Genomic DNA, 18,985 nt, shown 5'->3' with positions numbered 1-18,985 from the left:
GCCAGTCTCATAGCAGTATTACGTCGCCACTCGCGTTAAACTGCGCAGGTTTTCATACCCCCTATTTTCGGAGCTATCCATGTCCCGCGTCACACTAAGTCGTTACTTGATTGAGCAGACTCGCAGCAACAACACCCCTGCCGATCTGCGCTTCCTGATCGAAGTTGTGGCGCGCGCATGCAAGGAAATCAGCCACGCCGTCTCCAAAGGCGCGCTGGGCGGCGTACTGGGCAGCATGGGCACCGAAAACGTGCAGGGCGAAGTGCAGAAAAAGCTCGATGTGATCTCCAACGAGATTCTGCTCGAAGCCAACGAATGGGGCGGTCACCTGGCCGGCATGGCGTCCGAAGAAATGGACAACGCCTACCAGATCCCGGGCAAATACCCGAAGGGTGCCTACCTGCTGGTTTTCGACCCGCTGGACGGCTCGTCGAACATCGACATCAACGCACCGGTCGGCACCATCTTCTCGGTACTGCGCTGCCCGAACGAATACCTGAGCCAGAACGAAGCGCTGAATGAAAAGGCCTTCCTGCAGCCAGGCACCGAACAGGTCGCCGCCGGTTACGCCATCTACGGCCCGCAAACCATGCTGGTCCTGACCCTGGGCGATGGCGTGAAAGGCTTCACCCTGGACCGTGAAATGGGCAGCTTCGTGCTGACCCACGAAGACATCACCATCCCGGAGTCCACTCAGGAGTTCGCGGTCAACATGTCCAACCAGCGCCACTGGGAAGCCCCGGTACAGCGCTACGTGAGCGAGCTGCTGGCCGGTGAAGACGGTCCGCTGAAAAAGAACTACAACATGCGCTGGGTCGCGGCGATGGTGGCCGACGTGCACCGTATCCTGACCCGTGGCGGCCTGTTCATGTACCCGCGCGACAGCCGCGAGCCTTCCAAGCCGGGTAAACTGCGCCTGATGTACGAAGCCAACCCGATGTCCTTCCTGGTCGAACAGGCTGGCGGCGCGTCCACTGATGGCCATCAGCGCATTCTCGACATTCAGCCCGAAGGCCTGCACCAGCGCGTAGCGGTGTACCTGGGTTCCAAGGAAGAAGTCGAACGCGCCACCGCGTATCACAAGGCGTAAGACGTCTTCTGCACCGCTGGTGATCGGGCCATGCCCGATCACCAGCGCGTGAGCCGATTCTTGAAAAAACGAGCAGTCCGCCCTTCTGTCAGCCCCTTCTGCGGGCCGACTATCTGATCCACGGCATAAATCCTTGCGCCGTCCGGGAACCAGATTCCGTTTTTCTCTTCTAAGCTTGCGGTACTGCGCCAGCGCCAGACTGCACCGGCTTGCACTGCGACGCGACCCCCTTCCGTTCAGGAGCTACATCCATGTCCTTGCGTTCTGTCGCGTTACTCTCGTTCTGCGTCCTGCTGGCTGCCTGCAGCAAGATCACTCAGGAAAACTATTCCAAACTGTCCGCTGGCATGCCCAAGGCTCAAGTCGAGTCCTTGCTCGGCAGCCCGACGGAATGCTCCGGTGCGCTGGGCATGTCGAGCTGCACCTGGGGCGACCAGAACACCTTTATCAGCGTGCAGTACGCAGCGGACAAGGTTGTGCTGTTCTCGGGCCAGGGTCTGAAATAACACATGATCAAGGTACTGGTACGTTTTGGAATTTGTGTCATGGCCAGCTTCCTGGCCATCGGTTTTGCCCACTCGGCTGACAACCTCGAGCCAAAGACTGTCGACAGCGTCGACCTCAAGCAGTACCAGGGCACCTGGTACGAGATCGCGCGTCTGCCGATGTTCTTCCAGCGCAAGTGCGCTCAGTCCGAGGCGCGTTATACGCTCAAGGATGACGGCAACATCGCGGTGACCAACCGCTGCCGCACGATTGAAGGCAAGTGGGAAGAAGCAACGGGCACCGCCTCGCCGCAGGTTCCGGGCAAGACCGACAAGCTGTGGGTTGTGTTCGACAACTGGTTCTCGCGCCTGCTGCCGAGCGTTGCCAAGGGTGATTACTGGATTCTGGACGTCAGCGAAGGCTACCGCACCGCCGTGGTCGGCAACCCGGATCGCAAATACCTGTGGCTGTTGTCGCGTACACCGACCGTGTCTGCCTCGGTCAGGGAAGACATGCTCAGCAAGGCCCGCCAGCAAGGCTACGACACCTCACGCCTGATCTGGCGCGAGGATGACTCGAAGATTGGCAAGGGCGAGAAGTAACCGAATCGGGATTCTGGCTAAGCCCGGTAGGAGCGAACTTGTTCGCGAAGACGGTCGTTCGAACGATAAATTTCAGAACGCTTTCCGCCCCCTTCGCAAACAAGTTCGCTCCCACGGCCTTCGGCCAGAATCAGAAGCGGACTCGTGAATAACGCCGAGTGCTCTGCGTCCTCCCTTGCATCAGCCCAGCAACGCCCTCAACACCTGCGCGAACTCGCGGTTGCTTTGTTCTTCTGCGGCGTGTCGCCCTTCGCGTATGACCCATCGCCCATTGACCGCCACGTCGCGGATCTGCCGGTCGCTGCCGGCGAACAGCCAGCGGTTGAGGATGGCGTCGTCCGAGGCCATGGCAATGTACGGGTCGTTGCCATCGAGCACCAGCCAGTCGGCACGGTGACCCACTTGCAGCGTTCCAATCTGCTGCCCCAACGCCTGCGCGCCACCGGCAAGCGCAGCGTCGTATAACGTGCGGCCAACCATGGGTTGATCGCTGCGATACAGCCGGTTGCGGCGCTGATCGCGCAGGCGCTGGCCGTATTCCAGCCAGCGCAGTTCTTCGACCACGCTGAGCGAGACGTGACTGTCCGAACCGATCCCCCAGCGACCGCCCTGAGCAATGTAGTCCACCGCCGGAAAGATCCCGTCACCCAGGTTGGCCTCGGTGGTCAGGCATAGCCCGGCCACCGCGCCGCTTTGCGCCATCAAAGCCACTTCATCCGCCTCGGCATGAGTCGCATGGACCAGGCACCAGCGGTTATCCACAGGGGCGTTTTCATACAGCCATTGCAACGGACGTCGACCACTCCAGCTCAGGCAGTCATCGACTTCCTTCTGCTGTTCCGCGATATGAATGTGCACCGGACACTGCCGGTCGCTGGCCGCCAGCACCTCGCTTATCTGCTGCGGCGTCACCGCACGCAGCGAGTGGAAGCATAGCCCCGGCTGCTGGGCAGGCTGAGCTGCCAGAACCGGACGCAGACGAGCCTGCAGATCCAGATAGCTGTCGGTGCTGTGGATAAAACGCCGCTGGCCCTCGTTGGGAGCCTGCCCGCCAAAGCCGGAATGGCTGTACAGCACCGGCAGCAAGGTCAGGCCGATACCGACCGAAGCGGCCGCCTGGCTGATCTGCAGCGCGAGCTCGGCAGGGTCGGCATAGGGCTTGCCATCGCTGTCCTGATGCACGTAATGAAATTCGGCAACCGAGGTGTAGCCGCCCTTGAGCATCTCGATGTACAGCTGGCGAGCGATAACGCCCAGTTGCTGCGGGCTGATGCGCCCCACCAGGCGATACATGAGGTCGCGCCAGGTCCAGAAACTGTCATTGGGGTTGCCCGCCACTTCCGCCAGCCCGGCCATCGCACGCTGGAACGCGTGGGAATGCAGGTTCGGCATGCCAGGCAGCAAAGGCCCGCTGACCTTCTCGGCGCCCTGCTGATCAGCATTGGCTTCGACGCGGGTCAAAATACCGTCCTGACCGACCTCCAGACGCACATTGCGGGCCCAGCCGTCGGGGAGTAACGCGCGCTCGGCAAAGAAGGCTGACATTGACTTCACACCTCATCACTGTAATTTGTATATACATATACAGACGTTTAAGCGACCGGTAAACCTTCTGCATGCTTGCCGAGCAGCAGGTTAATGGTTAGCGTGAGCGCTTTGCAGCGTCTGAATGCTCTCGAAAACACCGTCTCGAACAACAAGGACTCCAACGTGTCGACTCCGCCCGCCGCTTCTTCCCTGGCAGCCCAGATGGGCGAAAGTCCCGCACCCTTGTACGCCCGCGTGAAACAGATGATCGCCTTGCAGATCCAGAACGGCACCTGGCCGCCGCACCATCGTGTGCCGTCGGAAAGCGAGCTGGTGACGCAACTGGGTTTTAGCCGCATGACCATAAACCGGGCACTGCGCGAGCTGACCGCCGAGGGCCTGCTGGTGCGCATGCAGGGCGTCGGCACCTTTGTCGCCGAGCCCAAGAGCCAGTCGGCGCTGTTCGAAGTGCACAACATTGCCGACGAGATCGCCGCACGCGGTCATCGCCACACCTGTAAGGTCATGGTCCTCAAGGAGGAAGCCGCTGGCTCCGAACGCGCCCTGGCGCTGGACATGCGCGAAGGCCAGCGGGTCTTCCACTCGCTGATCGTGCATTACGAGAACGACATTCCAGTGCAGATCGAGGACCGCTTCGTGAACGCCCAGGTCGCTCCGGACTACCTCCGGCAGGACTTCACCCTGCAGACGCCTTACGCCTACCTGTCGCAGGTTGCGCCACTCACCGAAGGCGAGCACGTGGTCGAGGCGATTCTCGCCGAAGCCGATGAATGCAGGCTGTTGCAGATTGAGGCGGGAGAACCCTGCCTGCTGATTCGCCGCCGTACCTGGTCAGGTCGTCAGCCGGTCACCGCTGCGCGCCTGATCCACCCCGGCTCCCGCCATCGCCTGGAAGGACGCTTTACCAAATGAGCCAGACCCGCATTTTGCGCGCCGCAGACTACCCGCGCATGCCGTGGAAGAACGGCGGAGGCAGCACTGAAGAGATCGCTCGCGACGCAGGCCAGGACCTGGACGGTTTCGGCTGGCGGCTGTCGATTGCCGACATCGAAACCTCGGGCGGTTTTTCGGTGTTCGCCGGTTATCAGCGCATCATCACCGTCCTGCAGGGCGCGGGCATGACGCTGGACGTGGATGGCCTCAGCAGTCGCCCGCTGCTGCCATCGGACCCGTTTGCATTCAGCGGTGACAGTCAGGTCAATTGCACCTTGCTGGACGGGCCGATTCGCGATTTCAACCTGATCTACGCCCCACACCGCTACACTGCACGCTTGCACTGGATAGACGTGCGTCACCCGCAACGCCTGTTCAGTTCAGCCAGTACTCTGGTGCTGTTCAGCATGGCCGAGCAAGTGGCGATCAGCGTCGACAGTCAGCCGTGGGAAATCCTCGGCAAACACGATTGCGCTCAAGTGGACAACGCTGGCGGTCTGCTTGAAGTCGAACTGCAATCACCGCGCGCCAGCCGTTGCTGCCTGATCGAGCTTACCGCCACAGGCCAGTAAGCGCCTGTCTGCACACTTTATAAAAACAGCTTTGCGTTCAAGGACGACCATGACTCAAGTTCCGAACCGGGAAACGCCCAGAGGCATTGCCATCCTCGCCCGCTTCCTCGCCTCCGAATCGGCCGGCGGCATCGTGTTGATGGCGGCTGCGCTGGCGGCCTTGATCGTTGCCAACTCGCCGCTTTCTGCCGGCTATTTCTCGATCCTGCACAGCGTCTGGCTGGGTCTCTCGGTCGAGCTGTGGATCAACGACGGGCTGATGGCGATCTTCTTCCTGATGGTCGGCCTGGAGATCAAGCGTGAAGTCCTCGCCGGTGGTCTGGCGAGCTGGGGGCAACGTGCCCTGCCCGGCTTTGCGGCGGCCGGCGGCATGCTGGTGCCGGCGCTGATCTACATCGTGATCAATTGGGGTAATCCGCAGACCCTGAGCGGCTGGGCGATCCCGGCAGCCACCGACATCGCCTTCGCACTCGGCGTGCTGTCGCTGCTCGGCAATCGGGTGCCGACCTCGCTGAAGGTCTTTCTGGCCGCACTTGCGATCCTCGACGATCTGGGCGCCGTGACCATCATCGCCTTCTTTTACAGCTCCGGTCTGAACCTGCCGATGCTGGCCGCCGCCTTCGTGACACTGGCGGTGCTGATCGTCATGAACCGTTTGAACGTGCGTCGTTTGCTGCCCTATCTGCTGCTTGGTGCGCTGCTGTGGTTCTTCGTCCTGCAATCGGGCGTACACGCCACGCTGGCCGGTGTCGCCCTGGCGCTGTGCATCCCGATGGGCAAGCCCGAGGAAGAAGCCCGCTCGCCACTGCTGTTCCTCGAAGAAAAGATGCACTACTGGGTGGCCTTCGCCGTGGTGCCGATCTTTGGTTTTGCCAACGCTGGCGTTTCGCTGGCTGGCATTACTCTGGGCAATCTGGTCGATCCTGTGCCGCTGGGCGTTGCGCTGGGGCTGTTCGTGGGCAAGCAGATCGGCGTGTTTCTCGCCACAGTGCTGGCCATCCGCGCCGGGCTGGCGGTATTGCCGGAAGGCAGCAACTGGGTGCAACTGTACGGCGTGGCGATGCTGTGCGGCATCGGTTTCACCATGAGCCTGTTCATCGGCAACCTGGCGTTCCCCGGCTCGCAACACCTGATCGACGAGGTGAAGGTCGGCGTACTGATCGGCTCGGGGCTGGCCGCGATTGCCGGAGTTGTGCTGCTGCGCAGCCGTTTCAGCCGGCCCTGAAAAAATATTTTCAAATCACTGCATCCAGACGGGTTTCTCGCGGGTAGTACATTCAGCAGCCACTTCGAGTTGCTGAGCGCGGTTAAACCTTCTGGAGATTTCTGCATGAACGCAAAACGCTTGCTCTGCCTTGCTGGTACTACTCTGGCCTTCACTTGCCTGTCGTCCGTTGCCATGGCTCAGACCGACCTCCCCGAAAGCGTCCGTGTGCCGGCTGGCAACAAGGTCGGCATGCAAACCACCGGGGTTGGCGAGATCACCTACGAGTGCCGCGCCAAGGCCAACATGCCCAACGAAATGGAGTGGGCGTTCGTCGGCCCCAAAGCAGTGCTCAACGACAAGAGCGGCAAACAGGTCGGCACCTACTACGGCCCGCCTGCCACCTGGGAAGCCAAAGACGGTTCCAAAATAACCGGCACTCAAGTCGCCGTGGCCCCGTCGAGCACTGGCAACCTGCCGTATCAGCTGGTCAAGGCCAACCCGGCTGAAGGCAAGGGCGCAATGACCGGCGTCACGTACATTCAGCGTGTGGCCCTGAAAGGCGGCGTTGCCCCGGCCAAAGCCTGCGCAGAGAGCAACAAGGGCGCGAAGGAAGTGGTCAAGTATCAGGCTGATTACCTGTTCTGGACTGCCGGCTGATCAATGCGCTTAATCAGGTGACCGTGCAACAGTAGGCTATGCTGCTGCGCGGGAGCCTCGTGATGTCAACGAGGCAGTAGTCTTCCATTGATGGCGGATCATCTTGTCTTCGCACGAATCTCTCTTTGATTACGAAGCGACGTTGCAGGCCTGCGCTCGCGGTGAAAAACAGGCCTTGCAGCGTCTCTATCAACAGGAAAGCGCCCGACTGCTCGGTGTCGCTCAGCGCTTGGTGCGTGACCGCGCACTGGCCGAGGACATCGTGCATGACGCGTTCCTGAAAATCTGGTCCCACGCGGCCAGCTTCGATGCCTCGCGTGGTTCGGCACGTGGCTGGATCTTCAGCGTGACTCGCCACCTGGCGCTCAACACGTTGCGCAACACGACTCGCGAGGTGCGTGTCGAAGACGACGGCAGTGAAGATCATCATGAACAGGCGACACTGGAAGGCTGGCAGGAAATCGGCGATGCCTTCGATTGGCAGGTCAATCCAGGACGGATCACGTCATGCCTGGAGCAACTGGAGCCGGTAAGACGCAACTGTATTTTTCACGCTTACGTAGACGGTTATTCGCATCAGGAAATCGCGCAGAAAATTGGCGCGCCATTGGGTACGGTCAAAGCCTGGATCAAGCGCAGCCTGACGGCTTTGCGGGAGTGCATGGGATGACCCGGCCTTTAGACGACAACATTCACGAGCTGGCTGGCGAGTATGTACTCGGCACCCTCTCGGGGCAGAAGCGGCTCGACGTACAGCGTCGCCTGTCGCGCGAGCCCGACCTGCGGGCCGCCGTCGATGCCTGGGAACAGCGTCTGCAGCCCCTGACCGGACTGGCCGAACCGGTAACGCCCTCGCCTGGCCTGTGGGATCGCATCGAACGTAACCTGCTGGACATGGCCGCGCCTGCCAGCACGCCGCAACGACCGCGCGTGCGCTGGTGGGACAACCTGTCGATCTGGCGCGGCCTCGCCGGGGCCGGCCTGGCTGCTTCGCTGGTATTGGGCATGACGCTGCTGACCCGCGCACCGGCGCAACCGTCGTATCTGGTGGTTCTCGTAGGGCCGCAGGACAAGGCGCCTGGCTGGGTCGTGCAGGCCAGTAATTCGCAGGAAATACAGCTTATCCCGCTGGGCGTGTTCGAGATTCCGACCGACAAGGCACTGGAGTTCTGGACCAAGGGTGACGACTGGCAAGGCCCGGTTTCGCTTGGGCTGGTCAAACCGGGGCAAAGCCTGCATGTGCCGCTGGATAAACTGCCGCCGCTGCAACCCAACCAGTTGTTCGAGCTGACACTGGAAAAATCCACCGGCTCGCCCATCGGCAAACCCACCGGGCCGATTCAGTTCATCGGCCGGGCGGTGAAGGTGATCTGACGCGAAAGCAGCCTACTTGCGGCTGCAGTCGTCCTGTTGCAGCAGGTTGGCCTGGGTCAGGTTGCAGTCTGCCGGTACGCTGCGCGTCAGCCAGACATTGCCGCCGATGGTCGAACCTTTGCCGATGGTGATGCGCCCCAGAATCGTCGCGCCAGCGTAGATCACCACGTCGTCTTCAACGATTGGATGCCGTGCATGGCCTTTCTGCAACTGGCCGTCCTCGTCTGAGGGGAAGCGCTTGGCGCCCAGGGTCACGGCCTGATAGATCCGCACCCGCTCGCCGATGATCGCGGTTTCGCCAATCACCACGCCTGTCCCGTGATCGATAAAGAAGCTCGGGCCGATCTGCGCGCCCGGATGAATATCGATACCGGTCGCGGAATGGGCGATTTCCGAGCTGATACGCGCCAGCAACGGCAAACCGGCGCGATACAGATAATGCGCCAGACGATGGTGGATCACCGCCAGAATGCCGGGATAGCACAGCAGCACTTCATCGACACTGCGCGCCGCTGGGTCACCGTGATAGGCAGCCAGCACGTCGGTGTCCAGCAACAGACGAATACCCGGCAGGGCCATGGCGAAACCCTGAATCAGCTCGAGCGCCCGCGCATCGATGCTCTTCAGGTCACCGCCCTGCTGATGGGCCACGTAGCGCAATTCAAGCCGGGCCTGAGCCAGCAGCGCGTTGAGCGCCACATCCAGCGTATGGCCGACATAGAAGTCCTCGCTTTCCTCACGCAGGTCCACAGGACCCAGGCGCATCGGGAACAGAGCACCGCTCAAGGCTTCAAGAATCTCGCCCATGGCCGCACGCGAAGGCAGCTCACGTCCACCGTGTTCACCGCTCACCCGCCTGTTGCGAGCCCGCCAGTCTTCACGCGCGCCACGCAACTGGCTGACGATGCGCTGCAACTGCCAGTGGCTGGAGCGGCCGTCGGCGGACGCTTCTGGAATATCGCTCACGCTTGACTCTCCTTGATGTGAAGGGTGGCGACCGACAGTACGGGCCGCTGCTATTACCACTCTACGGCAAACATTCAGACGAAAAAAACAACAATTTCTGTCGGATTACGCGAAGAGCGCCGTGCGCACAGATAAGTTGCCGTGCGAGAAACGTCTGCCTATAGTCCGGTGACTCTTTACACGGCTTATCGACCACCATGATCAAAAATCAGCTTGCCCGCTTCAATCGCCTGGACCTGATCAGCGCGCCAACGGCTCTGGAAAAGCTCGAGCGCCTGTCGATCTGGGCAGATCGTGATATCTACATCAAGCGGGATGACACCACCACGCTGGCGCTGGGCGGCAACAAGGTGCGCAAACTCGAGTACCTGGCCGCCGATGCGTTGGCCCAGGGTGCCGACACGCTGATCACCGCCGGGGCCATCCAGTCCAACCATGTCCGCCAGACCGCGGCACTGGCCGCGCGTCTGGGCCTTGGCTGTGTGGCGCTGCTGGAAAACCCCATCGGCACCGAAGACCCCAGTTACCTGAAAAACGGCAATCGCCTGCTGCTGGAGCTGTTCGATGCCAAGGTAGAGCTGGTGGAAAACCTCGACAACGCTGACGAACAACTGCATGCCCTGGCTGCACGCCTGCGCTCCAGCGGCAAAAAGCCTTATCTGGTCCCCATCGGAGGCTCAAGCCCGGTGGGTGCGCTGGGTTATGTGCGCGCCGGGCTGGAACTGGCCGAGCAGATCAAGCAGACCGGTATCGAGTTTGCGGCTGTCGTTCTGGCCTCCGGCAGCGCCGGCACGCACAGCGGCCTGGCGTTGGCACTGGCTCACGAGCTGCCGCAATTGCCGGTCATCGGTGTGACCGTGTCGCGCAGTGAAGAAGCACAGCTGCCCAAGGTCCAGGGCCTGGCCGAGCGCACCGCAGAGTTGCTCGGCGTTGCGCTGCCTGAACACTTCAAGGTCGAACTGTGGGATGAGTATTTCGCCCCGCGATATGGTGAACCGAACGCCGGTACGCTGTCAGCCATCAAGCTGGTGGCCAGCCACGAAGGACTGTTGCTTGACCCGGTCTACACCGGCAAGGCCATGTCCGGTCTGCTCGATGGCATCGGCCGTCAACGCTTCAACGACGGCCCGCTGATCTTCCTGCACACCGGCGGTGCGCCAGCGCTGTTCGCCTACCCGGATGCGTTCGATCAGTGACGTTTTAGCCAACGGGTCCTTTATGCTTTTGTGGAGGGAAAATAACTTTTTTTGTTATTTTTCCTCATAAGCAGATGGCTATATAGTCGCGCCCGGCAGAGCACAACGCTTAACCTTACACCTGACCTAACTGCCTGAAAAAAAGCTGAATAATCAGCACGAAGTTGCTTGAGTCGGGTCAGAAAATGGCCAGACACTTCCATACCAACCAGGGGCTCGCATGAACATTTCCGCTATTCGTCGTACGTTTCTTTTTTCGGCAATGGGCTTGATGCTCAGTGCCGGTATCGCCGGGCAAGCCATGGCTGGCGAGCAACTGCAGAAAATCAAGGACAGCGGTACGCTCAATGTCGGCCTGGAAGGCACTTACCCACCGTTCAGCTTTGTGGATGAGAGCGGCAAGCTCACCGGCTTCGAAGTCGAGTTTTCCGAAGCGCTGGCCAAGGAACTGGGTGTCAAGGCCAAGATCCAGCCGTCGAAGTGGGATGGCATCCTGGCCGCCCTGGATTCCAAGCGTCTGGACGTGGTGATCAACCAGGTGACCATCTCCGACGAGCGCAAGAAGAAGTACGACTTCTCCGAGCCCTACACCATTTCCGGCATCCAGGCGCTGGTTCTGAAGAAGAACGCAGACACCATCAAGTCTGCCAAAGACCTGAGCGGCAAGAAGGTGGGCGTGGGTCTGGGCACCAACTACGAGGAATGGCTCAAGGCGAACGTTCCGGGCGCAATCGTCAAAACCTATGACGATGACCCGAGCAAGATCCAGGACCTGAGCGTAGGTCGTATCGATGCGATCCTCGTTGACCGTCTGGCCGCCCTGGAAATGGCTGCCAAGACCAAAGGCACCAGAAAAGAACTTGCGCCCGCAGGCGAGAAATTCTCCCGCCAGGCATCAGGCATTGCCCTGCGTAAAGGCGAGCCTGAATTGCTGGCGGCCATCGACAAGGCCATCGACAAGCTGCGTGCCGACGGCACGCTGAAGAAGCTGTCGGAAAAGTACTTCAACGATGACGTCACCCGATGATTGAAGAGAGCCTTCAGCTCGCGCTGGACTCCGCGCCCTTCCTGCTCAAGGGCGCGTACTACACGGTATTCCTCAGTCTTGGCGGGATGTTTTTCGGTTTGCTGCTGGGCTTCGGCCTGGCACTGATGCGCCTTTCGCGCATCAAACCGGTGAACTGGATAGCCCGCATCTACGTGTCGTTCTTTCGCGGCACGCCCTTGCTGGTGCAGCTGTTCGTGATTTATTACGGCCTGCCGGAGCTGGGTATCCAGCTTGAGCCGCTGAGCGCTGCACTGATCGGTTTTTCCCTGAATATGGCCGCCTACGCCTGTGAAATCCTGCGCGCGGCCATCAGTTCCGTGGAGCGCGGCCAGTGGGAGGCAGCGGCCAGTATCGGCATGACCCGCTGGCAGACCATGCGTCGGGCGATCCTCCCGCAGGCCGCACGCACCGCATTGCCGCCGCTGGGCAACAGCTTCATCTCGCTGGTCAAGGACACGGCGCTGGCAGCCACCATCCAGGTGCCAGAGCTGTTCCGTCAGGCGCAGTTGATCACCGCACGCACCTTCGAAATTTTCACCATGTACCTGGCCGCTGCTCTGATCTACTGGATCCTTGCCACGGCGCTCTCGCACCTGCAAAACAAGCTGGAAGCCAGGGTCAACCGGCACGATCTGGAGACCTGACACATGATAGTGGTTGAAAAACTCACCAAGGCCTTCAAGGGCAATCAGGTGCTCAAGGGCATCGATCTGCGTATCGAAGCCGGGGAAGTCGTGGCCATCATCGGGCCCAGCGGCTCGGGCAAGACCACCCTGCTGCGCTGCCTGAATCTGCTTGAAACGCCTGACAGCGGGAGGATCAAGGTCGGTGACATCGAGATCGATGGCACCCGTTCCATGAACCAGCAACAGGGTTTGATCCGCCAGTTGCGTCAGCAGGTCGGGTTCGTCTTTCAGAACTTCAATCTGTTTCCGCATCGCACCGCTCTGGAAAATGTCATCGAAGGCCCGGTGGTGGTCAAGAAGGTGGCCCGTGAAGCCGCCGAGGCGCTGGGCAGAAAGCTGCTCGCCAAGGTCGGCCTGAGCGGCAAGGAAGACGCTTACCCGCGACGCCTGTCCGGCGGGCAGCAACAGCGTGTGGCGATTGCACGGGCGCTGGCGATGGAGCCGCAAGTGATCCTGTTCGACGAGCCGACCTCGGCCCTGGACCCGGAGCTGGTCGGTGAGGTGCTGACGACCATCCGCGCTCTGGCTGAAGAGAAGCGCACCATGGTCATCGTCACTCACGAGATGAGCTTTGCGCGGGAGGTTGCCAACCGGGTGATCTTCATCGACAAGGGAGTGATCGTGGAGCAAGGCGAAGCCAAAGCGCTGTTCGCCAACCCGAAAGAAGAACGCACAAGGCAGTTTCTCGAGCGTACCCGCTCCTGATCAGGACGATCAGCCTGCGCAAAAAGCAGCGTCCATTCAGCGGCGCTGCTTTTTTCTTACATTTCTGGAAGGATTAATCGTTCAATATCCTTGCTGAATTCCCGCGTAATTTTCCGAAAAATCATCGAAATAATAAAATTAGCGTACGCCCGTTCTGCACCTTGATTCGTAGCCGGCTGCGCCGCTGTGTGCCCGTCTTGCCAGACTTTCCCTTCCGTGCGTTGTCCTGTCGGTTACGGCCTGCTGCCATTGATACTTTGTGGTAGGACGGTTGTTTAGTGAGGAGTCAACGGTTCCAAACATACAGCGTAGGAAGTCTCCGGTTTTCAAGTAAACAACCCTCAAATGCACTTCGCACATTGACAAGTGCCCGCAAAGCCCATTAGCTCACTGACTTCACTCATTCCAGTGAGACCGCAAAGTTTCAAGCACGCATTTCATACCGTTTGTAATGTTTGCCATAACTTGGATATTTAAGGTACTTATCCCCCTGCCTGAACCGCACATTTTATTACTTGAACATGACAACTTATGACGAATCTTTACTTGAACTATTGATTATCAGGAGCACCCCGACATGAGTCAAAACACTTGCAAAGCCAGCCCTATGAGCTTGCCGATCCCTGCTGTTCCGCTGGCCAGCCGACATGGCATAGGCGTGAGGAACGCCTCTCAACTCGTCGTTCATGTGGACCCCTACGGCAGCATGGAAGAGGGCGATCTGATCGAACTGTTTTGGGACGGCTGTTACGTCGCGTCAACAATTTTGAAGGCATCTGACGTCGGCAAGCCTGTCGTCCTACGTGTGCCGGAAAGCTTTCTGCAGAATGGCAAGGCGAGAACCTACTACCGGGTCATGAAGATCGGCGGAGTGCCCGTCACCTCGCCCTGCCGCAAGCTATGGGTCAAGCTGGACGCCCCGGGAGGGCTGCTGGTCAGCGCCAGCACGGAAGAAAACCAGGGGCTGGCGCCGCTCTATGTGGCGCCATCGGTCATACGCCACGGCCTGTCGCGCAGACACCTGGAAGGCGGCTTGCCGATGACCATCGAGCCTTATCTGAACATGGCTGTTCACGACGAGATCACCATACGTTGGGGCGATCTGCGCATGGACCTGCCGCCGCTCACCGCCGACGATATCGGTGAGCCGGTCGATTTGGTTGTACCGCCTGAGTTGATACGCGAAGGCGGAGACGAGCAACGTCTGGAAGTGAGTTACTGTGTGATCGACCGGGTAGGCAACAACTCGCTCTGGGCACCACCTCGTATAATAAGGATCCAACCGCTGGGGCATTGAATGCCTGAGGACGGCACGTCGAACACACCGCTTCGCTAACGATACTGTTTGATAGACAGCACCGCACGGATCACTCTAAAAACGAAGCGTTATTCATTCACGCTCATTACCTGTATTAAACATTGGCCAGGCGTGTAAGAAAGTTCAACGTCGCTCAGGCATCCGCCGTGTTTCATCCGTACTTGGTTCTGCGCAGGCGTCTTACATCTTGCGTGACGCAAGGTGAGTACACGAACGGGCAGTGGCAATTGACAATAACTGTCTATGCTTATTCCAAAAAGCACGTTTTAAAAACTTTTATACACGCTTAGGGTATATACACCGGACCACCGGACATCGTGATGTTTTCCAGCCGCACCTGATGCGGCCTACTGCTACGAGGTTCCGATGGTCCCTTTCACAACTACCCCTGTGGATAAACCCAGGGTCGTATCGATTGACGGTGAGCGACGCGAGTCTGATCCGGCGACGGTAGCGGCCCACAGCGTCGAGGCTCCACAAGAGCCTGACGTTGCACCCCGCCTGCTGAAGGCCAGCGTGTTGCAAAACGACGCGCAAGCCATTGCAGCAGCCCATGAACTGGCCGCGGCCGCGCAGGTCAACGCCGCCAATCGCGACAGACAACGCGCCTTGCCATGGGCTGAAATCGAACAGTTCACCCGTAGCGGACTGGGCAGTATTTCCATCCCGCGCGCGTACGGCGGCCCGCAAGTATCGTTCGTCACGGTAGCCGAAGTTTTCAGGATCATTTCTGCTGCCGACTCGGCACTGGGACAAATTCCGCAAAACCAGTTCGGCATTCTGCACCTGCTGCAGAGCAGCGCCACCGAGCAGCAGAAGAAAGCGCTGTTCCAGAGCGTGCTGGACGGTTGGCGCATCGGCAATGCAGGCCCTGAGCGTGGCACCAAAAACACGCTGGAACTCAAGGCGCGGATCACCGCCAATGGCGACCGCCTTGCCATTACCGGACAGAAGTTCTATTCCACCGGCGCGCTGTTCGCGCATTGGGTCGCAGTCAAGGCGCTGGATGATCAAGGCCGGCAGATCATGGCCTTCATCGAGCGCGGCACACCGGGCCTGCGCATCGTTGATGACTGGTCGGGCTTTGGCCAGCGCACAACCGCCAGCGGCACGGTGCTGCTCGACAACGTGCCGGTGGACGCCGGGCTGGTGGTCGATAACTGGCGCCTGTCCCTGACGCCGAACATTCAGGGCGCCGTTTCGCAACTGATCCAGGCCGCAATCGACGCGGGTATTGCGCGCGGCGCCATCGACGATGCGATTGCCTTTGTACGCGAGAAATCCCGCCCGTGGGTCGACGCCAATGTCGAGCGCGCTAGCGATGACCTCTACGTGATTGCCGACATCGGCAAGCTGAAACTCGAACTGCACGCGGCAGAAGCGCTGCTGCGCAAGGCGGGTCAGGAGCTCGACGAGATCAGCGCTGCCCCCATCGATGAGCACTCGGCAGCCCGCGCCTCCATCGCGGTCGCGCGGGCCAAGGTACTGACTACCGAAATCTCGCTGCTGGCCAGCGAGAAGCTGTTCGAACTGGCCGGCAGCCGCGCGACCCTGGCCGAGTTCAATCTCGACCGCCACTGGCGCAACGCGCGCGTCCACACCCTGCATGACCCGGTGCGCTGGAAATACCACGCGGTCGGCACCTGGCATTTGAACGGCACCCTGCCTGCTCGCCATTCCTGGATCTGAACCAGACCACTGGAGAAACCCCTTCATGAGTTCCAACCCAAAAGCGCGCGATAATGCAGCGCTGATCACCAGTGACGCTCAGGCCCTGCATATAGCCCGCGAACTGGCCCTGCAATTGAAAACCGACAGCGCGCAACGCGATCGCGAGCGCCGTTTGCCGCATGCCGAACTCGACCTGTTCAGCCAGTCCGGTCTGTGGGGCATCAGTGTGCCGCAAGCGTTCGGCGGCGCAGGTGTTTCCAATGTCACCCTGGCCAAGGTGATCCAGCTGATTTCCGAAGCCGATGGCTCGCTGGGCCAGATTCCACAAAACCATTTTTACGCTCTGGAAGTGCTGCGTGTGAACGGCAGTCCGCAGCAACAGGCGCGCTTGTACGCCGAGGCACTGGCGGGCTTACGCTTCGGCAATGCGCTGGCCGAACTGGGGACCAGAACCGCACATGACCGCACCACTCGCCTGAGCCGCGACGGGGACGGTTATCGCATCAACGGCCGCAAGTTCTACGCCACCGGCGCGCTGTATGCGCAACGTATCCCCACCTCGGTGATTGACGATGAAGGTGTGCAGCAACTGGTGTTCGTGCCGCACGACAGCGAGGGGCTGAGCGTCATCGACGACTGGAGCGGTTTCGGGCAGCGCACCACCGGCAGTGGCTCGGTGGTGTTCGACAATGTGTATGTCAGCGCCAACGATGTGGTGCCGTTCCAGAGCGCCTTCCAGCGCCCTACCACGGTCGGGCCGCTGGCGCAGATTCTCCACGCTGCGATCGACACCGGCATTGCCCGAGCGGCCTTCGAGGACGCCCTGACGTTCGTGCAGACGCGTACCCGGCCATGGATCGATTCGGGTATCGAAAAGGCCGTGGACGACCCGCTGACCCTGCACAGCTTCGGCAAGCTGGGTATTCGCCTGCATGCCGCCGAAGCACTGCTCGAACGCGCCGGGGAATTTCTGGATGTCGCTCAGGCCGACAGCAATGCCGAGACCGTCGCCGCCGCCTCGATAGCCGTGGCCGAAGCGCGCGCCATCAGCACGGAGATTTCCCTGGCAGCCGGCAGCACGCTGTTCGAGCTGGCGGGCAGTCAATCCACACTGGCGGAACACGGCCTGGATCGCCACTGGCGCAATGCGCGCGTGCATACGCTGCATGACCCGGTGCGCTGGAAGTTTCACGCCATCGGCAATTACTACCTCAATGAGACTAACCCGCCCCTGCGGGGAACGATCTGATGGCGCGTAAAAAGATCCTCCTCAATGCGTTCAACATGAACTGCATCGGCCATATCAACCATGGCCTGTGGACCCATCCACGCGACACCTCGACGCAATTCAACAGCCTGGAATACTGGACTGAGCTGGCAAAACTGCTGGAACGCGGGCTGTTCGACGGCCTGTTCATCGCCGACATCGTGGGCGTGTATGACGTCTATCAGAACTCGGTGGACGTCACCCTCAAGGAGGCGATCCAGTTACCGGTCAACGACCCGCTGCTGCTGGTCTCGGCCATGGCCGGGGTCACCAGACACCTGGGCTTCGGCCTGACCGCCAACCTGACCTACGACGCGCCCTATCTGTTCGCCAGGCGCATGTCGACACTGGATCACCTGAGCCGTGGCCGGGTGGGCTGGAACATCGTCACCGGTTACCTCGACAGCGCAGCGCGGGCCATGGGCCTCAGCGAGCAGAACGAACATGACCGCCGTTACGATCAGGCCGACGAGTACCTGGAGGTGCTTTACAAGCTCTGGGAAGGCAGCTGGGAAGACGATGCCGTGATCAACGACCGCGAGCAACGCGTCTACGCCCAGCCAGGCAAGGTCCACAAGGTCCGGCATCAGGGCGAGTTCTATCAGGTCGAGGGTTATCACCTCTGCGAACCGTCGCCGCAACGCACGCCGGTGCTGTTTCAGGCTGGCAGCTCGGAGCGCGGCCTGCAGTTTGCCGGACAGAACGCCGAGTGCGTGTTCATCAGCGGGCAGAACAAGGCCGCGACCCGCGAGCAGGTCGACAAGGTGCGCGCCAGTGCCGTGCAGGCCGGGCGCAACCCGGAGGACATCAAGGTGTTCATGGGCCTGAACGTAATCGTCGCCGCCACCGAAGCACTGGCTCGGGAGAAGCACGCCGAATACCGCAGCCATGCCAGCGCCGAAGCTGGCGTGGCGCACTTCGCCGCATCTACGGGCATCGATTTTTCTCAGTACGAACTGGACGAACCCATTCAGTACGTGAAAAGCAACGCCATTCAGTCCGCGACCAAAAACCTGAAAAACAACGACTGGACGCGCCAGAAACTGCTCGACCAGCACGCCTTGGGCGGCCGTTACATCACCTTGATCGGCTCGCCCCAACAGGTCGCCGACGAGCTGGAATCGTGGATCGAGGAAACCGGCCTGGACGGCTTCAACCTGACCCGCATCGTCACCCCGGAAAGTTACGAGGACTTCATTGATCTGGTGATCCCGGAGCTGCAACGCCGTGGGTCTTACAAGACTGCTTACCAGGAGGGCAGCTTGCGCAAAAAACTGTTTCCGCAAGGCACCGACCGTTTACCGCAACGGCATGCGGGGGCGGCACACCGACATATTTGATGAAGACATGCGCCCCACGCCGAAGCGCTTGGCGTTGTGCACAGGCTTTGTGGGAGCGATGCGCTGCGGGGGCGGCACACCGGCGTAGTTGATGACGACATGCGCCCCCACGCTGAAGCGCTTGGCGTTGTGCACAGGCCTTGTGGGAGCGAGCTTGCTCGCGAAAGCGATTGTCCAGACGCCCTGTTTTCTGTGGCTGCACTGGCCTATTCGCGAGCAAGCTCGCTCCCACAGGACCGATGCGCTGCGGGGACGGCACGCCGCCGTATTTGATGACGACATGCGCCCCCACGCTGAAGCGCTTGGCGTTGTACACAGG

The 18,985-nt window shown here is 60.5% G+C and carries 19 protein-coding genes; 17 read left to right on the top strand and 2 right to left on the bottom strand.

The features are described from left to right. Positions 1-79 precede the first annotated feature (79 nt). The 3 genes from QRN50_RS17120 to QRN50_RS17110 all read left to right on the top strand — a co-directional run bounded on the left by QRN50_RS17120 (position 80) and on the right by QRN50_RS17110 (position 2,178). Positions 80-1,090: a class 1 fructose-bisphosphatase gene (locus QRN50_RS17120; protein WP_003341445.1), complete on the top strand. Its 1,011-nt coding sequence runs from the start codon at positions 80-82 to the stop codon at positions 1,088-1,090. Between the two features lie 251 nt (positions 1,091-1,341). After that, positions 1,342-1,596 (top strand): outer membrane protein assembly factor BamE domain-containing protein, encoded by a 255-nt coding sequence (gene bamE / locus QRN50_RS17115; protein WP_003403102.1) that lies wholly within the window; start codon positions 1,342-1,344, stop codon positions 1,594-1,596. A gap of 3 nt (positions 1,597-1,599) precedes the next feature. Beyond that, positions 1,600-2,178, top strand: coding sequence for a lipocalin family protein (locus QRN50_RS17110; protein ID WP_003304589.1), 579 nt, complete (start codon positions 1,600-1,602; stop codon positions 2,176-2,178). 180 nt (positions 2,179-2,358) lie between these two features. Here QRN50_RS17110 and QRN50_RS17105 read toward each other — a convergent pair whose 3' ends face one another. Then, a complete protein-coding gene (locus QRN50_RS17105; protein WP_060409319.1) occupies positions 2,359-3,723 on the bottom strand; it encodes a formimidoylglutamate deiminase in 1,365 nt (454 codons plus the stop codon). Positions 3,724-3,927: 204 nt separating this feature from the next. On the opposite strand from QRN50_RS17105, the gene hutC reads away from it, so the two are divergent. The 6 genes from hutC (at position 3,928) to QRN50_RS17075 (ending at position 8,469) form a co-directional block, all read left to right on the top strand. Further along, on the top strand, positions 3,928-4,638 hold the full coding sequence (hutC, locus tag QRN50_RS17100; RefSeq protein WP_161420743.1) for a histidine utilization transcriptional repressor HutC: 711 nt from the start codon (positions 3,928-3,930) through the stop codon (positions 4,636-4,638). Further along, positions 4,635-5,231, top strand: a complete 597-nt coding sequence (locus QRN50_RS17095) for a HutD/Ves family protein (protein ID WP_024639243.1) — start codon at positions 4,635-4,637, stop codon at positions 5,229-5,231. Before hutC ends, QRN50_RS17095 begins: the two co-directional genes overlap by 4 nt. A gap of 49 nt (positions 5,232-5,280) precedes the next feature. After that, entirely contained in the window at positions 5,281-6,456 is a 1,176-nt protein-coding gene (nhaA, locus tag QRN50_RS17090; protein ID WP_096127106.1) for a Na+/H+ antiporter NhaA, read from the top strand. A 105-nt stretch (positions 6,457-6,561) separates the two neighbouring features. Continuing rightward, entirely contained in the window at positions 6,562-7,095 is a 534-nt protein-coding gene (locus QRN50_RS17085; protein ID WP_011266352.1) for a DUF3455 domain-containing protein, read from the top strand. A 103-nt stretch (positions 7,096-7,198) separates the two neighbouring features. Further along, complete coding sequence (locus QRN50_RS17080) at positions 7,199-7,765, top strand: sigma-70 family RNA polymerase sigma factor (protein WP_011266351.1); 567 nt, start codon at positions 7,199-7,201, stop codon at positions 7,763-7,765. Next, the gene (locus tag QRN50_RS17075; RefSeq protein ID WP_096127107.1) at positions 7,762-8,469 is read left to right on the top strand and encodes an anti-sigma factor; all 708 of its coding nucleotides are present in this window, start codon (positions 7,762-7,764) and stop codon (positions 8,467-8,469) included. The genes QRN50_RS17080 and QRN50_RS17075 overlap by 4 nt, the downstream gene beginning before the upstream one ends. 12 nt (positions 8,470-8,481) lie before the next feature. Here QRN50_RS17075 and epsC read toward each other — a convergent pair whose 3' ends face one another. After that, a complete protein-coding gene (gene epsC / locus QRN50_RS17070; protein ID WP_003414200.1) occupies positions 8,482-9,435 on the bottom strand; it encodes a serine O-acetyltransferase EpsC in 954 nt (317 codons plus the stop codon). A gap of 197 nt (positions 9,436-9,632) precedes the next feature. Between epsC and QRN50_RS17065 the strand changes: the two genes are divergently transcribed. From QRN50_RS17065 to QRN50_RS17030, 8 genes are all read left to right on the top strand, one after another. Further along, positions 9,633-10,631, top strand: coding sequence for a D-cysteine desulfhydrase (locus QRN50_RS17065; protein WP_003403124.1), 999 nt, complete (start codon positions 9,633-9,635; stop codon positions 10,629-10,631). 220 nt (positions 10,632-10,851) lie between these two features. Next, positions 10,852-11,658, top strand: coding sequence for a cystine ABC transporter substrate-binding protein (gene tcyJ / locus QRN50_RS17060; RefSeq protein WP_024639246.1), 807 nt, complete (start codon positions 10,852-10,854; stop codon positions 11,656-11,658). After that, a complete protein-coding gene (gene tcyL, locus QRN50_RS17055) occupies positions 11,655-12,323 on the top strand; it encodes a cystine ABC transporter permease (RefSeq protein WP_003403129.1) in 669 nt (222 codons plus the stop codon). Before tcyJ ends, tcyL begins: the two co-directional genes overlap by 4 nt. A 3-nt stretch (positions 12,324-12,326) precedes the next feature. Then, positions 12,327-13,070, top strand: coding sequence for an L-cystine ABC transporter ATP-binding protein TcyN (gene tcyN, locus QRN50_RS17050; protein ID WP_024639247.1), 744 nt, complete (start codon positions 12,327-12,329; stop codon positions 13,068-13,070). Between the two features lie 577 nt (positions 13,071-13,647). Continuing rightward, positions 13,648-14,367 carry a hypothetical protein gene (locus QRN50_RS17045; RefSeq protein ID WP_003403135.1) on the top strand — a complete coding sequence of 240 codons (720 nt, stop codon included), beginning with the start codon at positions 13,648-13,650 and terminating at the stop codon, positions 14,365-14,367. A 537-nt stretch (positions 14,368-14,904) separates the two neighbouring features. Continuing rightward, positions 14,905-16,077 (top strand): SfnB family sulfur acquisition oxidoreductase, encoded by a 1,173-nt coding sequence (locus QRN50_RS17040; protein ID WP_239986844.1) that lies wholly within the window; start codon positions 14,905-14,907, stop codon positions 16,075-16,077. Between the two features lie 25 nt (positions 16,078-16,102). After that, positions 16,103-17,308, top strand: coding sequence for an SfnB family sulfur acquisition oxidoreductase (locus QRN50_RS17035; protein WP_024640800.1), 1,206 nt, complete (start codon positions 16,103-16,105; stop codon positions 17,306-17,308). Further along, positions 17,308-18,666, top strand: a complete 1,359-nt coding sequence (locus tag QRN50_RS17030; RefSeq protein ID WP_058399185.1) for an LLM class flavin-dependent oxidoreductase — start codon at positions 17,308-17,310, stop codon at positions 18,664-18,666. Before QRN50_RS17035 ends, QRN50_RS17030 begins: the two co-directional genes overlap by 1 nt. Positions 18,667-18,985: the final 319 nt, after the last annotated feature.

It is taken from the genome of Pseudomonas sp. MEJ108 (genome assembly GCF_030208985.1).
In the GTDB taxonomy this organism is placed as follows: Bacteria; Pseudomonadota; Gammaproteobacteria; order Pseudomonadales; family Pseudomonadaceae; genus Aquipseudomonas; species Aquipseudomonas fragariae.
The sequence above is the reverse complement of the archived record's forward strand: the minus strand, read 5'-3'. Positions and strand labels throughout refer to the sequence as shown.